Below are 19,656 nucleotides of genomic sequence, written 5' to 3'. Positions count from 1 at the left end.
CTTTGTGCTACATCAGAAAATCTACAGCCTCGTTATGTGCTTAGCTCAGTAGTGATAGCGTAGCTGGGCAATAAGAATGGAGTCTTGATGAATTTTATAAACAATTCGATGCTCGTCGTTAATTCGTCGAGACCAATATCCAGAAAGAGCGTGTTTCAAAGGCTCAGGTTTACCAATCCCCTCGAATGGTTCTCTCTGAATATCCTTGATAAGTGCATTAATACGTTTGAGCATCTGCTTATCAGTCTTTTGCCAGTATAGGTAATCTTCCCATGCTTTCTCTGCAAAAATTAACTTCACTCAATCAATTCCTTTGCTTGGCCTTTTCCGTCTTCAAGTTCGGCAATAGACTCAATCAGGCGCCGTGTATTTTTAGGGCTTCGCAACAAGTAGGCAGTTTCTTCTAGGGCCTGGTAGTCGTCCATCGAAATCATTACTACAGCACCTTCGCCCTTGCGGGTGATGGCAACAGGCGCATGGTCGTTACATACCTTCTCCATGGTCTTGGCAAGGTTGCTCCGGGCGGCGGTATAGCTTATGCTTTCCATCTTCATTTACCTGTACATGTACAAAAAGTTGTACGAATGATATCGGCACATAACAAAGCTGTCAACGCAGACTCCATTTCCGTCGCTTGGTTTTTGTGCTTGATTAGCACAAAAAGCCAATCAACTACAATTCGCTGGTTACAGCGGCGTTGAGGCTGTAGAAAAATCTACCAACTTCCATCCGACTAGAGGTTTATGACTGCCCGCTTTTGACCAGAACAGGACGAGAGAGCGATATAGAAGGCACGATTTCAAGAATCGTACACAGTAATGGGCTTCTGTTGGAGGCTTTTTCTGACAAATAAGAAATGGCGACGAATCTATTTAATTCTTGGGTTTAGTTGTAGTCGTATAGTGAATTTGGCTACCTGATTAGAGGTGATATGATTACCTGCACAGCTGCTTGATAACTATGCGCATTGAGGCTGCATAGAAAGCTACGGCTTTCGTTGGATTACGTATTTTTTGCCGTCCGCTTTTTACCAGTAGCAGCAATGCATCAACCAACATCAGCACTAATCCCAAACCGAAATAGTCACTCAGCATGCCTTTTTTATTTAAAAGAAGTGTTAAACGATATCTATTTGGGTTCTGGCGAGCGATGCCATGACTTTGCTGAGCAATTCGGGTTGTGAGCGCACGCCAAGCTTGGAGAAAACTGCCTTAAGGTGGGAACGTATGGTACTGGCTTTGACGCCCATGGCCTCGGCTATTTCTTTAACTACTAAGCCCTTACAAAGTAAGCGTGTTACACCGGCTTCGGTACTGGTCAGTTCGTATAAGATTTCTAGCCCCGCTAAGTCTATATTTATATTGGCGTCGCAATGTTTAATTTGCAGGAGTGCGCCAAGCTCCTGAGTGCCGGGCACGAGGCTCGGCAGCAGATGGGGCTCTACACTAATTTGATATTGCGCGGTACGGGCATAATTTCGGCAGGAGGCTGCACGATTATGAGTGAATTCCTGCAAATTATTCATAAGCTGGGCTACGGTGTTGCGCAGTTTATGGGGCCGAAAAGACAATTTTCCCCCAGTTATACACGCCACGTCTTGGCGTAATAGGTCTTCTGCCTGTGTATTTTGCGAGACAATCGACGTGTCTGGGCGCAGTAAATAGGCCGCGCTGTCCATAATATTGGTAATTGAGTCGAAGCCACTTTGCAGTGACTCTAGGGCGATATTGCGTTTGTATATGGCCAGCGCATTTTGTAAGTGGGGAACAAAGAGGTTGAGGGTTTCAAGTTCTTTGCTGTTAAAGGGCTTGTGCTGATGACCGCGCTGAATGGTCACGCGAAAAGCCTGACCGATTTTGGGGTTTTCAATATAAGCGCCACAGGCGTAACGGATATCCAGGGGCTTGGTGTAGTCAGCGTAAAACTCGGAAGATAAAAAGTGCCGATCAGGGATGGCATCACTGCTATGAAACTGGAATAACGGCATATCGGCCATGGCCTCTGCCCAGACGTCGGTGTGAATATAATGCTCACCGTATACCTGTAGTTCGTCATCGTTCAAATGACGCGACAAAACCATGTCGGTTGCGTGGGTTTGAATGTCCTCAAACATGAGCGTTGTGGAACGCGACGGGATTTCGGTTTCGAGCATGGCAAAAAAGGCCATCCAGCCATCCGCTTGGTGGGCGTGTCGGTAAAGTTCACCGATCAGCTGGGATAATTTACTGCTCTGCATTATCTTTTGTTGGCTGTCCCCACAACGTTGAACTCACTTCCTGTAGGTCGCTACAGCTGCTGCCCGTTGCATCTCCCCAATCTAGGGGAGGCATTAAACAAACTATACCGTTAGATTACAAGCTGAGCAAATCTAGTAGGTGCTATCAAGCTCGCTGACTCGCAGGGATGTGGATATCTGGTGTGTTGATAATGCCGCACTGGATTTGCGTATGGAAAAGCATCTGATTATTCAATGCTGCTAGCAAGGAAGCTCCCTATTGTTTAACAGTTGACGCGCCAGATATTGAGCGCTGTGGTCGCTAAAACTTATGAAATTAAATTAGGATATTTTGTGAAAAGAAGAAATTTTATACTGGCTGTTTCTGCGCTACCCGCTGCGTTCTTGCCCGTTTCAGCGGTCGCTGGTTGTTTGCAATATCAAACTTCTACCGTGAGGTGCGGCACCTGCGGCGGCGATGGTCGAGAAGACTCCGGCAGTAGAATTGGCTTGCCTCGCAGCGAATGGAAAAACAAGCATACCTGCCGAGCCTGCGGTGGCAGAGGGACTATCCAGAAAAGAAGGTGTGTCAGCTATGAGAGGCCGAAATCGTCAAATGACTATCAAAAATAGATGCCCGTGAAAAGGCAGCGTTACTAGTTTAACGACTGCATCGTGCCGATTTACGTGTCTGCGCGTATACCCGCCTAAAGCGCTATAAACAATGCGTTCAAATGACCGCTTTCGAGCTTACCCGGCTGGGGGTGGTCGTCATAATCGTTTGAGTTTCAGCCCGGCTCGGGCTCAAACTCTTCTCTAAACGCATTAACGTGCGCAAGTGCATCACCGATATTGGCTTTGTATTTAGCCACGTGAAACAAGGCGTCGCCTTTGTATACCCGCGGCAGAAACGTGCGTCCAATAACGATGCCGTCACCGTTGGCGAGAATCTTGGTGTCGGCGTTGTTATTTCTCATGGGGTCAGAAATCAGCGCGAGCACATCACTCTTGGTGACAAACTCGCCGAGCGGTACCAGCGCACGCAACACGCCGCTGCTAGTCGCCCGTATCCAGCTTGATTGGCCGGTGATCATACTTGTGCGTTTCGGCTTTTTACTGCGCGACGCGGGTAGCATGCCGGTATGGCGCATCACATTAGTAATGCCGCTGACGCCGGCGCGAATCGCGATTTCGTCAAAGCGCAGCGCTTCGCCAGCTTCGTAAAGCAGTACCTAAATCGTGATGGCTGGCGATTTCTCGCAGCGAGCCATCGCAGGTTGCTGGGTGCAGAATAACAGGACGACAAATCTCTCGGCCATGGCTCGATGTAAGTCCAAATGCATTTAAAGAGAGGTGTTAGATTTGGTCGCTAGGCATTCGCTAGTTGCGCTAAACCGCTAAAGATAAGTTGTATTGAATTGCGAGGCCTCACAATATTGCGCCTCACTCCCGACGTCATGATTATCTGTTATCTTCAGCGTGTGGCGATGGAGATTGCGCCTCTATTTCCCATTTTTTATATAATGTGCAATAATTGTTCATAATAATAAATAAGCAATCGCGTTATCGCTATTTCAGCAGCCAGTGAATGCATTGAGTAGATTTATAATAAGGAATGCGGGGTTTTGCTATAGATGAATATCGTTTTAACTAGGAAAGTAATCTCCAAGGCAGTTCCTAGTTTCCACACGTTCAGCAAATTAAGGCGTTTATTTTTCAATCCCGACTATCGTCAATGTTGTGCTGTTGCTGTTAGTCAGTCAATTGGGATGCCTAAATATCGCCGCCTTTTTGGGCCTCTACTAGCTTCCGAGCAAGTGTGCAGTGCGATTGCTGTAGTGGTTATTGCCACTATTAGCCACGTTTGCGTGGCTGATCAGGCTAGTTACGAGGGCGTTGAGGAAGACGCCTGGCAGCGCCAACTAGAAAACAGCCTAGGGGCAACACTGGCAAAGACTGTTGGTGTCGATGCAAGTTATTTTGGCGATTTGTCTAGTCGACCTGTACTCAGAGGTTTTGGCGGAGAGCGCATACGGTTGCTTGTCAACAATATTGCAATAACTGATTTATCTGCATATTCCACGAGGTTCAACGTTGCATTAGATCCGCTTTCGGCCAGGGGCGCTACGGTACTTGACGGGTTGGAGTCGCTAGTCTTCGGTAGTGGGTTGATTGGCGGAGTTGTTGATCTCGATGTGCCATTGGTGCCTATGACAGCTATTGAAGGGCTGCACTGGGATTGGGCGTCGCGGGGAAGCAGTCACGATGCTGGGGCTGGCGGGTACGGTCGTATTGCCTTGGGCAATGGAAACTGGGCAGTGCATTTAGATGGTCTTATTCATCAGAGCGATGATTACGACGCGCCCGATTCCCGCGCCAGCAGTGATAATGAGATTGCCAATACTGATGGAAACGTTTCTGGCGAAGGCGTTGGCGTTAGCTGGACGAACGAAGGGCGTTATTTTGGTCTGGGCTATTCGCGTCACGCCAATGAATATGGTCTTGGAACCACGGCCGGTGGCGACATTCCGCGTGTAAACCTTGAGTTGCAGCGGTATGAATTGCGCACAGGCGGCGTTGTTGGCAAATACGGCCTAGATACAGTGAAGCTTGCCCTAGTTCGGTCGGAATATCAGCATCAAGAGCCCGCAGACAATTTCGGTCTTGAAGATCTTTTTCCTCCGACTGAGAGCGGAAATTTTGAATTGAGTGATACTCAGCTGCGTATTGACCTTCTTACGATGTCGTTGTGGGGGTGGCAAAGCCGTATCGGCTTTCAAACGCAGGACAGGAGTAATGAAGGTAAAGATTTCAACCTAGATAAACCCTCTGAGCGCAGTCAAGCGGCTGTATATTGGATTCCCCAGCGGGAGATCGGCTCAAGTCGTTTATCGCTTGGGATGCGGGTGGAGGATACCAAGCAAAAATTTGGTGAGGTCGGCGGTAGTGCAAAAGAAAATCCACTTGCTATATGGACTGCGCTAGAGACAGATATTGATGAGCGCAACACCCTGAGAGTCAGTCTTGGTCACGGCCAGCGCGCTCCGGGTGAAAGTGAACTGCAAAATGCGCCGGTAGCCGTCAGTGAAGTGGATTCGCGCCTAGCCCCCGAGTCTAGTTATAACGCGGGGCTGGCGTATCGCGGTAGTGCAGGACTGTTGGCTTACCGAGCGGATATTCGCGCAAGTCGTATTGACGATTATATTGAAAAAAGTACTGGGTCAGGGGCGCCACGGAACGACGTTGATCACTACAGCGGAGACGTCGCGATTAGTTACCAGTTCAATCAGAATTACTCGTTTGGCGCGTACGTGCGGAATATACCTCTGGGGGTGATCTCGCCGCAATTCCGGGCGATCGAGCGGGCCTTATTCACAGCGGAGTGTTGGGGTCTCTAACCTATCGTGTGGCGTATGGGCATGTATTTGATCAAGATGAAATCGGTACCGGTGAAACGCCAACCAAGGGTCATGACTTCTTTGATCTAGATTTTGAATATGAAACGAAGTGGAAAACGGTGGCAGTTTGGGTTGCATTGCGCGGTCGAAATCTGCTGGATTCAGATGTTCGGGGTCACTTATCGCAAACATCTAACGACCTATCGTTGCCGGGGGCGCGTGTCTATTTAGATTTCCGAATGCAGATGGGCGCGAAGTCGAAAGCGATCGTAGAGCCTCGCCCCACCGCTATATCTGCAAGGCCTTCTTCCGCAGTTGTAAAGCAGCCCCTAGCCGACGACGCGTCACAGAAGGCGGCTTCTTTATCTCATGTGCCAGAGCAAAGGGTGATTCTGGATTTTGGATTTTTAGAAAACTCAGATGAATTAACTGCGAAAGGCCGGGCTGAAATTGATGCGGTTATTCCTCTTTTGAAAGCCAGTAATAATAAATTTGTGGTAGAAGGCTATACCGATAACTCTGGCTCTGCAGAATATAACCAAAGACTGTCGCTACGTAGAGCAATCGCAGTGCAAATTTACCTGTATTCAAAGGGCTTCAGTCAGGACCGCATGAGCGTGCGTCACTACGGTGAAACGCGGCCAATTGCTAGCAATGAAACAGCCGAGGGGCGATCAAAAAATCGTCGTGTTGAGCTTCACATATTGCCTTAATTATTGTTCAAAGTGTTTGTGATAGGCGGGCGCGGGTATGTTTATAGTGACCTCCGCAAGAATTGATAGACACGTTTAAAGCTAGTCATTTACTAGGACAAAATATGAAGTTTTATAGTAAAGAAGAAAATGGTAGACCGGCAATGGCGGCGCGGCTACTTGGGGCAAGAGTGGCGATGATTATGGCATGCCTGACCGCCCTCGTTAGTGGCTTGTCATTTTCTGAAAATAGCATGGCGGAATGGCACCAATGCGCCACAGAGGGTGGGGAATGTAAGCAGCCAAGCTCACAGGCCTATTTGATGCGTTATGGCTATGGTAGCCAATGGGCATTCGACTTATTACGCGGGAAACCCTTGGCTTGTTCATTCAAAGTGTATGGTGATGTTGCGCCAAATAGACACAAGACTTGTGAGGTTGAACTGCTCCAATGGTCGGTTTGCGCGTCTCAAGGTGGGAGCTGTGCTGCGTCGGTCGATGGCTATAGATTGTTTCGGTATGGACCGATTGCTCAGAACCAATCAAGTCACTTATATGCTTATAAATTTATGGCTAAAGGTGAGGCAATAAAGTGTGATCATTATACACATGGCGATCCAGCGCCCAATATTGTTAAACACTGCCAAGTCGCGGTGTTACCTGGTCCGCTTAAACCTTTGGATGGGGTTACGAGTTCTGGCGGCGGTATGAGCTCTGGCGGCGTCGGCAAGAAGTATGGCGAGGTAGACCCTATTCGCAAGCTGATTGATGAAGTGCCTGCAGCAAAAAGCTTTCTGCAACATTTTGTGGGTGTGATTCAGCTTACGGGTGCTGAGGGTGCGGATGCTTCCCAGAATCAGTTATTTAAAATCTCAGGGCAGTGGGACCGGTCAAAATATGGGGGTAACAGCGCCCTAGGTAAGGTCATCAAGCAGGTGTCTGCACTGACGGAGGAACTGGGGGCGCCTAATCCGGTGAAGGTTGAGGTATCGCTTACGGACAAGAATGCTGAATATGATCTTGCGTTCAAAATCACAATGCAGGAAGGCTGGTATGAAAGCATTGCGATCGCCCCAGAAATAGAGCCAAAATTTATTTTCAAAGACTTGAATTTAGTGCTGCACGGAAAGATGAACCAGGTAACGAGGACGCCAGATGTCACCACTGAGCTTACTGGAACCTTGTTCGCACAACCAACAAAATGGGATTCATGGTTGGGGCTGACCCCGTCGCTTGAACTCCAAACAGATGGGACGTTGACGTTTGGTGGTGAAATTTCTGGCGCTTGTGGGGGTAAGCCAAACTCAAGTACCGATCCGAGTAAGTCGTGTAAAAAGGCATGGGACGTTATGTCCCTGGGCGTTGTTGATTCTCGCGGTGGTGTATTGAAGCTGAGTGTGACACCTAGCGGCCAAATATCGGGTATTGAGGCAGCGATTAATAAAGCCACAATTGCGGGTAAGCGAATTGATGGCGCACTGCTTGTTGATGTCGATATGACGCCTGGCGCTGGCTTGGTGTTGAAGGCGCCTGACGGTCAGATTTCAATGCCGGGCTTGTATGTGGCGCTGATGAAGAAAATGCCGGGCTTAAGTACGATTGAGCCATTTAAAACAGTGTTAAATGGTATTTCAGTAGTGGAGCGAGAGGCTTCACGCGTTACCCCTGGGAACGTAAAAGATCTTGAAATAATTATTGCGCCAACGGGATTAAGTGTCGGTGATACGTCAGTTGAAGGCTCAGTGTTTAAGTTTCGTGGAAGCCAGTTTGTAATGCCATTTGACATGGCAATTGATACTGAAATAAAAGGTGACATACTCGGTCTTTTTAAGAATGGCGCAACGGCAATTTCGAGTGGCAAGTTGCGTGTGGGAGGTGGTGTTTCGACAATTGAGGAAAAAGTAAAGGAGGCCGCTAATCAGGTCCCAGTGCTTGGTCCTGTTGTTGGTGAGATTACCAGAACATTTAATTTTAAAAAGGTAGAGGCGACTGCAGATCTTAGCCGTTTAGGCGACGCCGAGGGTAGTATCGAGTTTACGGTGTTTTCCAAAAATATAGATATCAACGTGCCGGTCGGTACAATCTTTAAGCCCGATGAGCTTGTCCCTGTCATTGTCGAGGTCATTAAAAACTCTGCGTTTGAGCTTGGCAAAATTGTACTTAAGGGGCTTGAAGAGGCGGGTAAGTTCATTGCTAATGGGGCATCTGTAGCAGGGACTGAGGTGGCGAAAGGTGTAGTGAGCGCTTATAGCACGCTGGAAAGCTTCGCTAGTGCTAATGTGAAGTCGGTTAGTGATGTGATTAATGGCGTTGCCGATGCAGTTGGCTTGAGTTCAAGTGACGGGCGCGCCTGGTCTTTGGCAAATGACGTTTTTGACCGCAGCCACTATATATATGCCTACGGATTATCAGGTGTTTGGACAGAAGGAGGGAATCCTCAAGCGCATTATCGGGCCGAATTGTTTGATGATGAGGGCAGAGCCAGTAAATGCTTAGACTCTGCTCCCTGGTTTGATGGCCGGTATTATTTAATGAAGTACCCGGGCCTAGGTTCACAAAGCTGGATCACTAATTGCGCTGCCGTTGCGCGGCATTGGCACGACTGGGGCGTAAAGGAGAATCGACGTGGGTCAGCGCAGTGGGATCCCGTGTATTACCTCGCGCATAACCAAGACGTAGCAAGGCATCCAGAATTTGGCAAAAGCTCGTATACCGTTTTACAACACTGGATTCAGCACGGTCGCAATGCTGGTAGAAAAGGTTCTCCACAGATATGGTCGTTTAAAGATAAAGTGAAAGTTGGTGAGTTTTCATGGACGTTTTTCAACGGAAAGAATAAGGTCGCACTAAAGCAAGAAATACATGTTTGTAGAGCGCTTCACGACGGGCTAATTGTGGTGGGTTCACTTTATATGGACGATTGTGAAATGGGCGTGGCGAAGACGAGCGGGCAGCCTGCGCACACCGAGCGGGTGTCTGGCGTTGAAATCCTCAGTGCGAAAAACCCTCAATGGCTTGCAAAAGGAGCTGCCAAGCCAAGTGGGAAAGTAATGGTGAGTTCTATGGTCGATAAGAGCGGTTTGGTACGCACGGTTTGCCGAGTGAAAGTTGGGCGATCCTTGCATAAATCGGGCGATTTCTTCCCTGCTTTGGATATTTGCCGGATTTCCGATAGCAATACAACGAAGGATTTCACCACTTATGATGTTCTGTATGCGCAGCAACCGAAGTGGGAAGCGTTTAAATAAGCAGCTACTGTCGCTGAGGACGCTGTTAAGCGCGGCGATAGACTTTTAACTCATTATTAAGCGGCCGGGAGGCCCCGCTTTTTTGTTTTAAAAAAGCGGGGTATTAGCAAGCCACAAGGAAAGTGGATAGTTGCTGCCTTTCTAAAACCATGTTATCCAGCAATAGGCGGGTGGTCTTCGGTGTCGTCGGATGTAGAGTAAGGTTCGGGCTCAAACTCTTCTCTAAACGCAGTAACGTGCTCAAGTGCCTCACCGATATTGGCTTTGTATTTAGCCACGTGAAACAAGGCGTCGCCTTCGTATACCAGCGGCAGAAACGTGCGTCCAATAACGATGCCGTCATCGTTGGCGAGAATCTTGGTGTCGGCGTTATTATTTCCCATGGGGTCAGAAATCAGCGCGAGCACATCACCCTTGGTGACAAACTCGCCGAGCGGTACCAGCGCACGCAACACCCCGCTGCTAGTCGCCCGTATCCAGCTTGATTGGCCGGTGATCATACTTGTGCGTTTCGGCTTTTTACTGCGCGACGCGGGTAGCATGCCGATATGGCGCATCACATTAATAATGCCGCTGACGCCGGCGCGAATCGCGATTTCGTCAAAGCGCAGCGCCTCGCCAGCTTCGTAAAGCAGTACCTGAATATTGTGATTGCTGGCGATTTCTCGCAGTGAGCCATCGCGGGTTGCCGAGTGCAGAATAACGGGGGCGGCAAAGCTCTCGGCCATGGCGCGGGTTGACTCGTCTTTAATATCGGCGCGAATTTGGGGTAGATTGCTGCGATGCCGAGCGCCGGTATGTAGGTCGATGCCGTGGGTACATTGCAGCACAATTTCATTGAGAAAGGTGTGCGCCATACGTCCCGCCAGCGAGCTTTTGGGCGAGCCGGGAAACGAGCGGTTTAGATCTCGGCCGTCGGGCAGGTAGCGGCTGTTATTAAGAAAACCGTGCACATTCACAATGGGGATCGCGAGCAAGGTGCCGCGCAAGGAGCGCAGTGCCTTGTGCTGTAATAAGCGTCGTACGATCTCAACACCATTGATTTCATCACCGTGAATCGCCGCGCTCACAAACAGGGTTGGCCCGTCTTTGCGACCGCGAATCGCTTTTACGGTCATCGATAGTTCCGTGTTGGTATAAAGCTGCGCAACGGGCAGTTCAATCTGGGTGCGGCAACCGACGGGAATGTCAGTGCCGGCAATGGTGAGCTTTTTCATATCGTGGTCTTAACCCCTACCTCGGGTCTTATTCTTGTTTGGGCCGGCATTTTCTTCAATGAATTTTACGATCTCGGCGGCAACATTTTTCTTGCTGGCAGTCTCTATGCCCTCTAAGCCCGGTGAAGAGTTCACTTCCATGACCAGTGGCCCCCGTGACGAGCGCAAAATATCTACGCCTGCGACGTTCAGGCCCATGATTTGTGCGGCTTTAACCGCGGTGGCACGTTCTGCTGGGGTGAGGCGGGTCAGCTCGGCGGTACCGCCGCGGTGCAGGTTTGAGCGGAACTCGCCACTGGCGGCGGTGCGCTGCATGGCCGCGACCACTTTTTTACCAATGACCAAGCAGCGCACATCGGCGCCGCCAGCTTCCTTAATAAATTCTTGCACGAGGAAGTCTGCCTTTAACTCGCGGAAGGCGTCGATAACGCTCTCTGCCGCCTTGGCAGTTTCGGCTAATACCACGCCGCGGCCTTGGGTACCTTCTAGCAGTTTGACCACCACAGGGGCGCCGCCCACCAGTTTAATAAGTTCTTTGGTGTTGTGGACGTCGTGGGCAAAGCTGGAGATCGGCATGCCGACGTTTTTGCGTGACAGCAGTTGCAGGGCGCGCAGTTTGTCGCGTGAACGGCCGAGCGCGACGGATTCGGTGAGGCTGTAGGTGCCCAACATTTCAAACTGACGAATAACCGCGAGGCCATAGGGCGTGATTGAAGCGCCAATGCGGGGGATGATTGCGTCGAAGCCCTCGAGCCGTTCGCCTTTGTACCACACCACCGGCTCGCTGGAGTTTAATTCCATATAGCATTTTAGGGTGTCTAAAACGCGCACTTCGTGGCCGCGCTCCGTGCAGGCTTCTACAAGGCGGCGTGTGGAGTAAAGGCGTCTGTTGCGGGACAGTATGGCAATTTTCATTGTAGGGTATTCTCTTTGTTATCGGCTGCTAGGCGGATTGTTCAGATTGGCTTGGCTAATATTTAGTTCCGCGATTTCGGCGGGGCTAGCTTGGTACTATTTGGCTAGGCGGTTTCCGGGTTTTTGACTGGCGCAATAGGATCGGCTGGGGTCGACAATATAGCGATTCTTCATGGCAGTTCGCCCTAATAACATACGGAATAGCATTTGCGAGCGGTCAGCGAGGGTCATTTCGGCAAGAAATTGTTCGCCGCCAATACAAATACTCGTCTCGATAACATAGCGCATGCTGCGGTGACCGCCAGAATCGGTAACCTGCCGGTAGTCTTTTACCGGCGCACGGCAGGCAACGAGCTCGGTGGTCTCGTGTTGTTGGGGGTTCACTTTAAACGCTACCCACTGCTCGCCGTCTACTTCAATTGCCTGGATGTCAAAGGCGTGAAGTGAGGAGCTACGGGCGCCAGTATCAATTTTTGCCTTAATACCGTTTATGCCCAATGCGGGTAGGGTGACCCACTCTCGCCATCCTAATGTTGTCTGTGGCAAATGTGGCCTCGCAATGTCATTAGACTAAGTTTGGCAGCATAGCCGCTATGCGGCTTGGGGAGTAGCTTTTAAGTGGCTTATTTTTGCTGAAGAAATTGGCTGACACGCCCCTATTGCAGGGGCGTGGTGGGAATTAGCATGCTATTTCCGGATTATGGCTTTTAGGGTTTTATCGGCCTTGTCGCCGTAGGGGGGAATCATGCCCCCCAGTTTCTGGAAGTTAATGTTGCTTTGTTTATAAATCGCTTTGTCATGGCTGAAGGTTTTGAAACCGTCTGCACCGTGGTAATTGCCCATGCCGCTAGGGCCAATGCCGCCAAAGGGGAGGTCTTCGCAGCTAACATGGAAGATAACGTCATTGATGGTAACTGCGCCTGACACGGTGTGATCCAGTATGTGTTGCTGCTCGGTTTTATTCTTACCGAAGTAATACAGCGCCAATGGCCGTGGGCGGGCATTGACGTAGTTAATGCAATCGTCGACTTGGCGATAGGGTTTAATGCATATAATCGGGCCAAATAACTCTTCTTGCATTACCAGCATGTCGTCACTGGGGTTTACCACCAAGGTGAGCGGGATCTTGAATGTGCCTTGTTGCTGGCTGAAATCTTCCTTGGCGGGGTTAAGTTCACGAATATCTGCGCCCTTTTCCCGCGCGTCTGCTAGGTAACTCTGCAGGCGTTGATAGTGACGCTCGTTAATCACCGAGCTGTAATCTGGGTTGTCACGCACGGAGGGGAACATGGTGGCGATATAGGCGCTTGCGGCTTCGGTGAATGCGGCCAATTGATCTTCCGGCACAAACACATAATCTGGTGATAAGCAGACTTGGCCGACATTCAAGATTTTGCCACCGAAAATGCGCTCTACGGCCTCTTGAATTGGGTAGCTCTCGCTGACAATTACCGGTGATTTGCCACCGAGTTCTAGAGTGACGGGGGTTAAGTTGTCACTGGCTGCACGCAGTATATGACGGGCAATGCTGGTGGCACCGGTAAAGATAATGTGGTCGAAGGGCAATGCCGAAAATTGTGCGCCGACGTCTGGGCCGCCATTGAATACGGCAATCTCGTCAGAGGAGAAATATTTGGCAGTTAATGTAGCCAGTAACTCGCCGGTTTTAGGTGTAACTTCAGAGCACTTAATCATGGCGCGGTTACCGGCTGCCAACACGCCAGCCAGTGGTGAAAAGACGGTGTTCAAGGGGAAGTTCCAGGTGCCGATGATACCGACTACGCCCTTGGGCTGAAATTCTACCCGCGCTTTAGCGCCCATTAAATTCATAGGGAAGGGCGCGCTGCGTTTCTCGGCTCTCATCCATTTTTTGACGTGTTTTTTACTGTGCTTAAGGCACTCAATGGTTGCGTAAATGTCTGACATCAGAGATTGATGGCTGCTGCGGTGGCCAAAATCTTGGGTTAGCGTGTCGACAATGATGTCGCGATTGTCAAAAATTAAATCGATTGCCCGGCTGAGGCGATCGATACGCAGCTCTGCGCTGACCGCACCCTCTTCGGTGCACAGTTGCCGCTGGCGGTCGAGCGTAGCGCGCATATCGTCTAATGTTGGCTTACCTGGGGTGATGTTGAGATTGGTCATTGAGCTCTCCGTGATTTGTTGTTGTTATGCTGAAAGAAAAAAGTACTAAAAAGCCATTTGGGGACTAAATCAAAAGGAATCAGATGATGATAAACGCCAAAAGCTTCATTTTGAATTGTGCGGCGGCCTTTGTCTTGTCCGCTGCATCGCCCATTTTTGCCCATGCCGCCACCTTGCCAGAAGCACCTCATGTGGTGATTGCCGCCCGGGGTGAAGTGGAGGCTATGCCAGATATTGCGCGCCTGCAGCTGCAAATTTCCGAGACGCAAGACAGCGCGGTAAAAGCCAAAAACGCGGTTGATCAGCGCAGTGCGCAAGTCCTGAATGCCGCGGCCGAACAAGGTGTACCCGAACGTGATATTCGCGCCTCGCAGATTCGCATTTACCCCGATTACGAGTGGCACGACGGCAAGCGTGTGCTGCGTGGCCAGCGGGTCGAGCGCACAATTGATATTACCTTGACAGATTTGTCGCGCTACGGCGGGCTGCTTGACGCCTTGGTTAACGCCGGCATTAGTGAATTGGGTAATGTCAGTTTTGATCTGTCGCAAAGAGTGGCGCTGCAGGCAGAGGCCGTGCAGGCCGCCATCGCGGATGCCAAGGCCAGAGCTGAGGTGCTCGCGGCAGGCTTTGGTCGCACACTCGCTGGTGTTTATCACATTGACGAGGGCGCTAATGCACCGGTTGTGTATGAGCGGGCTATGATGATGGACGCCAAGGTTGGCGGGGCGGCGCCGATGCTGATTGGTAAAGAGACTGTTAGCGCAAGTTTGACGGTGGTGTTTTTGTTGAAATAAAGGGCGGTGGGCACTCAATTTTGGCACATAAAAAAAGCACCCAGAGTGTGGGTGCCAAGCGGGGGTGTTACTCCTGAGACCATTGTTAGGAGCAAAGGTCAATGAAACTGTTGCCATAGTAACGCTCATCTGGCCAGGTATATATTCGTAATTGTGCGTATCAAGACTGCAGGCAGTAACACAGTATAATTTCTAGTTAACTTGTTGAAATTTAAATAATAATTTATGGGATTTTGCTGGGGTCGCGGATGCTGTCGGCGGTGCGTTTAGCGACCTCAATTTGCGGTGTGCTGTAACTGAAGCAAACGCCGAGCATAACGTCACGATGCTCATTGGCGGCTTGGCCGACTTGAGCATCTATATTGTAGCGACGGGCGCTCGCGACAAAATAGCCTTTTTGCAGGATAAAGGCCGCCTCCAGCTCCTCGCCTGTAAAGCACGCCGATGCCCACTTGCTAAAGCCTTTGTGGAGTACGTTTTGTTTAAGCTCGTCTGGCCCGGTAATTTCCCAATTACAGGTTTGCCAGCGGTGGACGAGCTTGCCGTTGGCGTAGACTTCAGCCGCCGCGGGACTGTTGTTATTGGCCTGATCTTCTACACAAATGTCGTAAATTAACTCTGCTACGTTGCGCCTGCTGTGGCGAATGGCCAATAGTGCTAAATCGAGTAGGTGGGTGCAGTTAGAGGGTGAGTCGGTGAGGGGAATCAATGTTTGAATATCGTCGCGCAGGGCTAAGCCGATTAATTTGCGCAGAGGTCCTGCCGCGCCTGGGCAAGTATCAAATGGGATGCGCAGCACTTCGCTTGGGATATCAGTGACATTTACGCCATCGTGAAAAATAGTGCAGCGAAAGCCATGATTGGTGTCGTCGAGTTCGCCGTGAACCAGTCCCGGTTCAGATTTGAGGCGAATACGACGCCGATAGCGGCCGTGGCCATAACCAGGGTTTTTCGGGTAGTCTTCCAAGGTCGACATATCGCTCTCCACAATGAACTAGAATAGTAGCGAGTTTGTATTGGAAGGGTATGACCTTAGCGGTCTAAACGAGTGACGGTTTCGGTCAATCTGAATCGTTCTGCACACAGGGTGGGTATGTAATGCGACTTTTTTTGAGTTATTTGGCCTTGGCGTGGTTGGGTATTGGTGGCTGGCTCTTGCTCGAGCCCGCTGCCCTAGGCACCTACGCGGGGGTGGCGGCGACGTCGGTAGATGGCACCATTGAATTACGAGCTATGTATGGCGGTATGGAGCTGGCGGTAGGCCTAAGTGCCCTTTGGGCGCTCTGGCGCCCTCGCTGGGTCTGTCATGTGCTATTTTTGAACGGTGTTATTGCCGGTGGTATTGGTGCTGGTCGGTTGTTTGGTGCAGTGTTGGCAGGTAGTGCTTCGGTCTACACCTTGTCTGCGCTGTCATTTGAGTTGAGTGCGGCGGCGTTATGTTGGGTATTTGCCAAGCGTTTGCGTAGCGGAGATCAAAGCAGTGGATGAGTATCAGCAGCTAATTAGTGTGATATCCCTAACGATGGGGGTAGCTTGGGCCAGTGGCTTAAATTTATATGCGGCCATTTTGGTGTTGGGTTTAGGTGGCTCTGTAGGTGGCATTGATTTGCCCGAAAGTTTGGCAGTAGTGCAGGACCCGGCGGTTATTTTGGCGGCGGGTTTAATGTATGCGGTGGAGTTTTTTGCCGACAAAATTCCGGGGGTGGATACTGGCTGGGATGCACTACACACTTTTATTCGGATTCCTGCAGGCGCTTTGCTGGCAGCAAATACCGTGGGTGACGTTAGCCCGGCCTTACAGTTGGCGGCGGGAATTGTTGGCGGTTCGGTGACCTCGGTTACCCACGCAGCGAAGGCCAGTACCCGAATGTTAATCAATACCTCGCCGGAGCCAGTGAGTAATTGGCTGGCCTCGATTAGCGAAGATGTCGCTGTTTTTGGAGGCTTGTGGGTGGCGTTAAATCACCCCGTGCTGTTCTTGATTGGTTTTGTCGTTTTTTTACTGTTGCTGATTTGGTTACTGCCCAAGTTATGGCGAGGTATCGCGCGTATTTTCCGTAAAATTGGTCAGTGGCTGGGCCTAAGTAAAGAAACCGACGCGGCGTTAGTGGGGGCCAGCGAGGCGACAACGGAGTTGGCGAAGCCGAGCTCCCTCGTCGACGCATTGCAGGGCTTGGATTCGCTTCATCAATCGGGCGCGCTAAGTGATGCCGAGTACGCGACGGCGAAGGCCTCCGTTATTGGCGAGCATACCAGTGCAGGTGCGAGTTAGTCTGCGCTACTAAAAACTGTGCGGTGTCGGGCGTTCTCAGCACAAACCCCATGCGCTGGCTGAACAAATGCGTTTTAATCTACAGGCAGATAAGCGCGACAGTTTAGTCTTGCGCCTTGCAATAGACAATTGAGTGGCTAAATACGTGCGAATAATGGATTTTTACAGGTGTTAGTGCCAATGAGCTTTGCTCGAAAGGTGTGTCGTCTTGTCGTGTGTTTGTCGCTAACGATGAATGCAGCACACGCCGGACTAGTGCAAGATTTGCTTAACCAGACGGGTATTTTGTCCGTTGTTAGCCCAGTTACAACTGCTGTTGGTATTGATCTCAACGACAGCCTGGGTGCGATTGATGCTGGTCTGACTGGCACTATACAACCACTGGCAGGCGGGTTGACTGGCTTCGCCGTGACTGATGACTTATTGGCGATGGATCAAGGCATTTTGGCCGCGGACGAGGATGGCGGGGTTGTGGCCATCGATGCACTCGGTTCAGCCAAAGATCAACCCGCGTTGATACCGCTTGCGAATATCGATCCGGTTTTTACTGCAGGCCGAATTCAGACCGATGCCTACGCCTGTGCCGATGGCGATGGTGACGGCGTCTGTGATCAAGATGACCAATGTTTAAAAACCCCCCGTGGTATTAAAACCTTGGCCAATGGCTGTTATATCGATGGCCCTCAGGCCCAGCCACTGAACGGGGTGTTTTTTGCCCACGATAGTTCGCGGCTGAGCCTTGCCGCAAAAGCTGTTCTGGCTATGGTGGTTCCGGTTATTCAGCAATCAGATGCCAAACGTATTGAAGTGGGTGGTCATACCGATTCGCTGGGAGCCGATAAGTACAATTTGCGCTTGTCTGAGGCCAGAGCAAATGCCGTGCGAAGGTATTTGTTGAGTCAGGGCGTGAGCGCTGAGCGTTTGGTCGCCAAAGGGTATGGTAGGTCGCAGCCCCGTGCTGATAATAGCACTGAGGCCGGTAGAGAGATGAACCGGCGCGTTGAGTTAAAGCGTCTGTAAGCTATGTATTCCAACAAAAACCCGATACTACGATTAGCTGAATTGCCGGGGCCGATGTCCCGTTCAATATTTGAGGAGAGTTTGAATGGCAATTGATCTGCCACCGGTAATGCCCCCCCAGCTTGCGAGTCAAATACAGATAGAGGCCGCGGCGCGAGTTGAGACTGCGGCGATAACGGCGGTGATCGGCGGAATTAGTATTCGTATTATTGGTAATACGCAGCTCTCTACCGCGCAAATTGAGGCGCTCTTAGCCGAGTCTGAGTCACCCTCAGACGCGATCACGTCGCTGACGCGGCGCTATTATAATGCTGGGCATTTACTGGTGAGTGTAAGTTATTACCGTGTAGAGAATACGGTCACGGTACTGGTGAATCAGGCTGCGGTGAAAGGTGTACGCGGCAACCCGCAAGTCACCGCGCATTTCGCGAGTTTGGTTGGCGACCGCAATTTAAGTTTGGCGGAGTTTGATCGCGCGCGGGTTTTGGCCGATTTGCAAGCCGAGCGCGCGGGCTTGGCCTACAGCATTGCCTATGAGCAGCACTATGATAATCAGGTCATTCTTGATTTTCGAGAGCAAGTGCTTGTCGATCATGATGCCACCGATCTTGTTTTGGAAATGAGCAACAAGGGTAGCCGCTTCCTTGGTCGTTATTTTGGTCTTGCTGGCATTAAGCATCAATTTGCTAATGGCGCAGAACTCAATGTGGCCTACCGAACTATTTTTGACGAGCTGGGTGAGGCTGGAGATGGTGACGATTATCAACAGCTTGATTTCGGTGTTGAGCATCCCTTTCGTTTTGGTCTTTACGGTATTGAAGCCAGTCATATTGAGTATCAGCGCCAGCCCCAATTCACGAGCAGCAGTACGGGTGGCGGCCTATGTTTGCCGCCGCTACTGAACTGCCCGGTCGTGACGAGCAGTGAAACACTGCATTTGGATGCAGAGATAGATAGTGTTGCGCTGTCGGGTGAGCAGCTACTGTACAGTAACCCTGTGCGGCGCTGGACGGTATTTGAGCGCCTGGAGCACGTGCGTTCAGAACTGCAATCGGCGGCTCAGGACACGCCATTACTCGCGGAGCGCTACCAAACGCTGGAGCTGGGTGCTAAGTATTCCGTGCGGGGGCATTTGGCCGAGGCACCGTCTTATCTCAAACTTCAGCTGTCACTTAAAACCGGATTTGGCGACGGTGGCAGTTTTGCGACCGATACTGGCGAGGGTGTGAGCATCGGCAAGCGCGAGGCGGAGTTTATCTTACTGCAGCCAAAGCTGGGTTATAAGTTTGCTGTGGCGCCAGGCTATGAAGTGGCCTTGAACTTCAACGGTCAGTTTGCCGACAACACGCAGCTGCCTCAGCAACAGCAGTTTGTCCTAGGTGGTATCAGCAGCATGAGTGCCTACTTGCCCGGGGTATTAATTGGGGATGACGGCTACTTTCTGCATCTCGCTGCCAGCGCCAAGCCTCAGTGGTTGGGTTTGGCCTGGGAGTCGTCCATGTTTGTTGAATACGCCGCGACGCACTTCAATAATGCGAGCGGTGACTTGGCGTCTACTCAGCGCTTGGCCGACGCCGGGTTTCGGCTCGTCTTGAAACCGGGTTATGGCTTTGAGACGGAACTACTGGCCGCGGTGCCGGTTATGGATGAAGTCGTCGATGAGCCGCGTTTAGCAGCATTAGAAGCGGATTTCTTTTGGCGTCTGCGTTGGATTTTTTAGTCGCAGGGGTTCATCAG

18 protein-coding genes are annotated in these 19,656 nt (G+C 50.7%); 9 read left to right on the top strand and 9 right to left on the bottom strand.

The features are described 5' to 3' along the window. Positions 1–45: 45 nt before the first annotated feature. The 4 genes from ABYP33_RS02305 to ABYP33_RS02290 all read right to left on the bottom strand — a co-directional run bounded on the left by ABYP33_RS02305 (position 46) and on the right by ABYP33_RS02290 (position 3,399). Entirely contained in the window at positions 46–300 is a 255-nt protein-coding gene (locus ABYP33_RS02305; RefSeq protein WP_373087911.1) for a Txe/YoeB family addiction module toxin, read from the bottom strand. Further along, entirely contained in the window at positions 297–548 is a 252-nt protein-coding gene (locus ABYP33_RS02300; RefSeq protein WP_373087908.1) for a type II toxin-antitoxin system Phd/YefM family antitoxin, read from the bottom strand. Before ABYP33_RS02300 ends, ABYP33_RS02305 begins: the two co-directional genes overlap by 4 nt. Positions 549–1,117: 569 nt before the next feature. Further along, positions 1,118–2,236, bottom strand: a complete 1,119-nt coding sequence (locus ABYP33_RS02295) for a helix-turn-helix transcriptional regulator (RefSeq protein ID WP_373087906.1) — start codon at positions 2,234–2,236, stop codon at positions 1,118–1,120. A gap of 767 nt (positions 2,237–3,003) precedes the next feature. After that, entirely contained in the window at positions 3,004–3,399 is a 396-nt protein-coding gene (locus ABYP33_RS02290; RefSeq protein WP_373087914.1) for a succinylglutamate desuccinylase/aspartoacylase family protein, read from the bottom strand. Here ABYP33_RS02290 and ABYP33_RS02285 point away from each other — a divergent pair. From ABYP33_RS02285 to ABYP33_RS02270, 4 genes are all read left to right on the top strand, one after another. Next, complete coding sequence (locus ABYP33_RS02285) at positions 3,358–3,510, top strand: hypothetical protein (RefSeq protein ID WP_373087904.1); 153 nt, start codon at positions 3,358–3,360, stop codon at positions 3,508–3,510. The genes ABYP33_RS02290 and ABYP33_RS02285 overlap by 42 nt on opposite strands. Before the next feature lie 474 nt (positions 3,511–3,984). Further along, the gene (locus ABYP33_RS02280; RefSeq protein WP_373087902.1) at positions 3,985–5,613 is read left to right on the top strand and encodes a TonB-dependent receptor plug domain-containing protein; all 1,629 of its coding nucleotides are present in this window, start codon (positions 3,985–3,987) and stop codon (positions 5,611–5,613) included. Further along, entirely contained in the window at positions 5,601–6,326 is a 726-nt protein-coding gene (locus ABYP33_RS02275) for an OmpA family protein (protein ID WP_373087900.1), read from the top strand. The genes ABYP33_RS02280 and ABYP33_RS02275 overlap by 13 nt, the downstream gene beginning before the upstream one ends. A gap of 299 nt (positions 6,327–6,625) precedes the next feature. Beyond that, a complete protein-coding gene (locus tag ABYP33_RS02270; RefSeq protein WP_373087898.1) occupies positions 6,626–9,553 on the top strand; it encodes a hypothetical protein in 2,928 nt (975 codons plus the stop codon). Positions 9,554–9,705: 152 nt separating this feature from the next. Here the strand turns inward: ABYP33_RS02270 and ABYP33_RS02265 are convergent, their stop codons facing one another. From ABYP33_RS02265 to ABYP33_RS02250, 4 genes are all read right to left on the bottom strand, one after another. After that, complete coding sequence (locus ABYP33_RS02265; RefSeq protein ID WP_373087896.1) at positions 9,706–10,770, bottom strand: succinylglutamate desuccinylase/aspartoacylase family protein; 1,065 nt, start codon at positions 10,768–10,770, stop codon at positions 9,706–9,708. 9 nt (positions 10,771–10,779) lie between these two features. Beyond that, positions 10,780–11,685: a 30S ribosomal protein S6--L-glutamate ligase gene (gene rimK, locus ABYP33_RS02260; protein WP_008252529.1), complete on the bottom strand. Its 906-nt coding sequence runs from the start codon at positions 11,683–11,685 to the stop codon at positions 10,780–10,782. A 96-nt stretch (positions 11,686–11,781) separates the two neighbouring features. Then, positions 11,782–12,231 carry an ATP-dependent zinc protease gene (locus tag ABYP33_RS02255; RefSeq protein ID WP_373087893.1) on the bottom strand — a complete coding sequence of 150 codons (450 nt, stop codon included), beginning with the start codon at positions 12,229–12,231 and terminating at the stop codon, positions 11,782–11,784. 141 nt (positions 12,232–12,372) lie between these two features. Next, positions 12,373–13,830, bottom strand: coding sequence for a coniferyl aldehyde dehydrogenase (locus ABYP33_RS02250; RefSeq protein ID WP_373087891.1), 1,458 nt, complete (start codon positions 13,828–13,830; stop codon positions 12,373–12,375). 83 nt (positions 13,831–13,913) lie between these two features. Here ABYP33_RS02250 and ABYP33_RS02245 point away from each other — a divergent pair, with 83 nt between their 5' ends. Next, a complete protein-coding gene (locus ABYP33_RS02245; protein WP_373087889.1) occupies positions 13,914–14,627 on the top strand; it encodes an SIMPL domain-containing protein in 714 nt (237 codons plus the stop codon). Between the two features lie 223 nt (positions 14,628–14,850). On the opposite strand, the gene ABYP33_RS02240 is transcribed toward ABYP33_RS02245, so the two are convergent. Continuing rightward, entirely contained in the window at positions 14,851–15,603 is a 753-nt protein-coding gene (locus ABYP33_RS02240) for a DUF2889 domain-containing protein (protein ID WP_373087887.1), read from the bottom strand. Positions 15,604–15,725: 122 nt separating this feature from the next. Between ABYP33_RS02240 and ABYP33_RS02235 the strand changes: the two genes are divergently transcribed. The 4 genes from ABYP33_RS02235 to ABYP33_RS02220 all read left to right on the top strand — a co-directional run bounded on the left by ABYP33_RS02235 (position 15,726) and on the right by ABYP33_RS02220 (position 19,639). After that, positions 15,726–16,115 carry a DUF4345 family protein gene (locus tag ABYP33_RS02235; protein WP_373087885.1) on the top strand — a complete coding sequence of 130 codons (390 nt, stop codon included), beginning with the start codon at positions 15,726–15,728 and terminating at the stop codon, positions 16,113–16,115. After that, a complete protein-coding gene (locus ABYP33_RS02230) occupies positions 16,108–16,899 on the top strand; it encodes a DUF4126 family protein (protein ID WP_373087883.1) in 792 nt (263 codons plus the stop codon). Before ABYP33_RS02235 ends, ABYP33_RS02230 begins: the two co-directional genes overlap by 8 nt. A gap of 180 nt (positions 16,900–17,079) precedes the next feature. Continuing rightward, entirely contained in the window at positions 17,080–17,919 is an 840-nt protein-coding gene (locus ABYP33_RS02225) for an OmpA family protein (protein ID WP_373087881.1), read from the top strand. A gap of 85 nt (positions 17,920–18,004) precedes the next feature. Continuing rightward, positions 18,005–19,639, top strand: a complete 1,635-nt coding sequence (locus ABYP33_RS02220) for a hypothetical protein (RefSeq protein WP_373087879.1) — start codon at positions 18,005–18,007, stop codon at positions 19,637–19,639. The last annotated feature ends 17 nt before the right edge of the window (positions 19,640–19,656 follow it).

The organism is Zhongshania sp., from assembly GCF_041584495.1.
Lineage (GTDB): Bacteria > Pseudomonadota > Gammaproteobacteria > Pseudomonadales > Spongiibacteraceae > Spongiibacter.
This window is presented reverse-complemented; position numbering and strand designations above follow the sequence as displayed.